Below are 2,966 nucleotides of genomic sequence, written 5' to 3' on the forward strand. Positions count from 1 at the left end.
GATTGTCGACAATGTGGATTTATTCTTTGACTATGTGGGGCTGATTCGCTAGTTTTTGCCACATTGCTTTTAAAAGGTGTCGACAATATGCTGGATCAGCTGGAAACCCCAGTGGTGGCCCAAGACGATTCCCAGACCATGTCCGAGAACGTCTTCCGGCGCATCCAGGCTGCCATCGTCAAGGGTGAGATCGCCCCCGGCAGCAAGATCTCCGAGCCGGAACTGGCGCGCACTTACGGCATCAGCCGTGGTCCGTTGCGCGAGGCGATCCACCGCCTGGAAGGCCAGCGCCTGCTGGTGCGCGTGCCCCACGTCGGCGCGCGGGTGGTTTCCCTGAGCCACGCCGAGCTGGTTGAACTGTATGAAATCCGCGAATCCCTCGAAGGCATGGCCTGCCGCCTGGCCGCCGAGCGCATGACCGACGCGGAAATCGAAGAGTTGCGCCAAGTGCTGCACACCCACGAGCGTGACGAAGCGTTCCAGGCTGGCCTCGGCTATTACCAGCAGGAAGGCGACTTCGATTTTCATTACCGGATCATTCAAGGCGCCGGCAATCGCACCCTGACCCAAATGCTCTGCGGCGAGCTGTACCAGCTGGTGCGCATGTACCGCATCCAGTTCTCCGCCACCCCCAATCGTCCACGCCAGGCCTTCGCCGAGCATCACCGCATTCTCGATGCGATTGCCGATCGCGACGGTGAACTGGCCGAACTGTTGATGCGCCGGCATATCGGCGCTTCGAAACGCAACATTGCCCGTCACTTTCCAGGTGGCGCTCCCGAAAGAGGTGAGTCATGAGTTCCAACAATAAGAGCACGCCAGGCCAGCGTTTCCGTGACGCCGTCGCCAGTGAACACCCGTTGCAGGTGGTCGGTGCAATCAACGCCAACCACGCCTTGCTGGCCAAGCGCGCCGGCTTCAAGGCGATCTACCTGTCGGGTGGTGGTGTGGCCGCCGGCTCCCTCGGCGTGCCGGACCTGGGCATCACCGGCCTCGATGACGTGCTGACCGATGTACGCCGCATCACCGACGTGTGCGACCTGCCGCTGCTGGTGGACGTCGACACCGGTTTCGGCTCCTCGGCGTTCAACGTCGCGCGCACCGTCAAGTCGATGATCAAGTTCGGCGCCGCCGCCATTCATATCGAAGACCAGGTCGGCGCCAAGCGCTGCGGCCATCGCCCGAACAAGGAAATCGTGTCGCAGCAGGAAATGGTCGACCGCATCAAGGCCGCCGTGGACGCGCGCACCGATGACAGCTTTGTGATCATGGCGCGAACCGATGCGCTGGCGGTCGAAGGGTTGGAGTCGGCCCTGGAACGCGCGGCGGCCTGCATCGAAGCCGGCGCCGACATGGTGTTCCCAGAAGCGATTACCGAGCTTGAGATGTACAAGCTGTTCGCCTCCCGTGTGAAAGCGCCGATTCTGGCTAACATCACCGAGTTCGGCGCGACGCCGCTGTACACCACCGAACAGTTGAAATCTGCCGATGTTTCTATCGTGCTGTACCCGCTCTCGGCTTTCCGCGCCATGAACAAGGCCGCCGAAAACGTCTACACCGCGATCCGTCGCGACGGCACCCAACAGAACGTGATCGACACCATGCAAACCCGCATGGAGCTCTACGATCGCATCGACTACCACACCTTCGAGCAGAAGCTCGACGCGCTGTTCGCCGCGAAAAAATAACGAACGGCCTCCCTGAATAACTACAAAATTGGAGAAGAACCATGGCTGAAGCAAAAGTACTCAGTGGCGCGGGCCTGCGGGGCCAGGTGGCCGGGCAGACCGCACTGTCCACCGTGGGCCAGGCCGGTGCCGGCCTGACCTATCGCGGCTACGACGTGCGCGAACTGGCCGCCGATGCGCAATTTGAAGAAGTCGCCTACCTGCTGCTGTACGGCGAATTGCCGACCAAAGCCGAACTGGCCGCCTACAGCGCCAAACTCGCCAAACTGCGCGACCTGCCGCAAGCGCTGAAAGAAGTGCTGGAACGCATCCCCGCCGACGCCCACCCGATGGACGTGATGCGCACCGGCTGCTCGTTCCTGGGCAATATCGAGCCCGAGAAAGACTTCAGCGTGCAGCACGACGTCACCGACCGCCTGCTCGCCGCCTTCCCGGCGATCATGTGCTACTGGTACCGCTTCAGCCACGACGGCAAGAAGATTGACTGCGTGACTGACGAGCCAAGCATCGGCGGCCACTTCCTGCACCTGCTGCACGGGAAGAAGCCGAGCGAGCTGCATGAGAAAGTCATGAACGTGTCGCTGATCCTCTACGCCGAGCACGAATTCAACGCGTCGACGTTCACTGCCCGCGTGTGTGCCTCGACCTTGTCCGACCTGTATTCCTGCGTCACCGCCGCCATCGGTTCCCTGCGCGGCCCGCTGCACGGCGGCGCCAACGAAGCGGCGATGGAGATGATCGAACGTTTCGGCTCGGCCCAAGAGGCCGTCGAAGGCACCCTCGGCATGCTGGCGCGCAAAGACAAGATCATGGGCTTTGGCCACGCGATCTACAAAGACAGCGACCCGCGCAATGAAGTGATCAAGGGCTGGGCGAAAAAACTCGCTGATGAAGTGGGCGATACCGTGTTGTTCCCGGTCTCGGAAGCCATCGACAAAACCATGTGGGAGCAGAAAAAACTGTTCCCCAACGCCGACTTCTACCATGCCTCGGCGTACCACTTCATGGGCATCCCGACCAAGTTGTTCACGCCGATCTTCGTCTGCTCGCGCCTGACCGGCTGGGCCGCGCATGTGTTTGAGCAGCGTGCCAACAACCGCATCATCCGTCCAAGTGCCGAGTACATCGGCGTTGAGCAGCGCAAGTTCGTGCCAATCGAACGTCGCTGAGTGAAGAGAGCGGCGATCCCTGGTTGGAAACCCGATCAAGCAATGTGGGAGCGGGCTTGCTCGCGAAAGCGGTGTATCAGTCGCCAGGTGTGTTGAATGACACACCGCC

3 protein-coding genes are annotated in these 2,966 nt (G+C 61.3%); all 3 read left to right on the forward strand.

The window, feature by feature from the left end:
- Window positions 1-87 precede the first annotated feature (87 nt).
- The 3 genes from WBB95_RS22080 to prpC are packed head-to-tail and all read left to right on the forward strand — an operon-like array spanning window position 88 to window position 2,857.
- The gene (locus WBB95_RS22080) at window positions 88-798 is read left to right on the forward strand and encodes a GntR family transcriptional regulator (RefSeq protein ID WP_122543799.1); all 711 of its coding nucleotides are present in this window, start codon (window positions 88-90) and stop codon (window positions 796-798) included.
- On the forward strand, window positions 795-1,688 hold the full coding sequence (gene prpB / locus WBB95_RS22085) for a methylisocitrate lyase (RefSeq protein ID WP_025854214.1): 894 nt from the start codon (window positions 795-797) through the stop codon (window positions 1,686-1,688). The genes WBB95_RS22080 and prpB overlap by 4 nt, the downstream gene beginning before the upstream one ends.
- Window positions 1,689-1,729: 41 nt before the next feature.
- Window positions 1,730-2,857 (forward strand): bifunctional 2-methylcitrate synthase/citrate synthase, encoded by a 1,128-nt coding sequence (prpC, locus tag WBB95_RS22090; RefSeq protein ID WP_424489502.1) that lies wholly within the window; start codon window positions 1,730-1,732, stop codon window positions 2,855-2,857.
- The last annotated feature ends 109 nt before the right edge of the window (window positions 2,858-2,966 follow it).

The organism is Pseudomonas sp. (assembly GCF_049645325.1).
Taxonomy (GTDB): domain Bacteria; phylum Pseudomonadota; class Gammaproteobacteria; order Pseudomonadales; family Pseudomonadaceae; genus Aquipseudomonas.

What these genes read in the sequence shown, in the direction of transcription:
- WBB95_RS22080 (WP_122543799.1), top strand. Translation starts at nt 88, where the DNA reads ATGCTGGATCAGCTGGAAACCCCAGTGGTGGCCCAAGACGATTCCCAG.
- prpB (WP_025854214.1), top strand. Translation starts at nt 795, where the DNA reads ATGAGTTCCAACAATAAGAGCACGCCAGGCCAGCGTTTCCGTGACGCC.
- prpC (WP_424489502.1), top strand. Translation starts at nt 1,730, where the DNA reads ATGGCTGAAGCAAAAGTACTCAGTGGCGCGGGCCTGCGGGGCCAGGTG.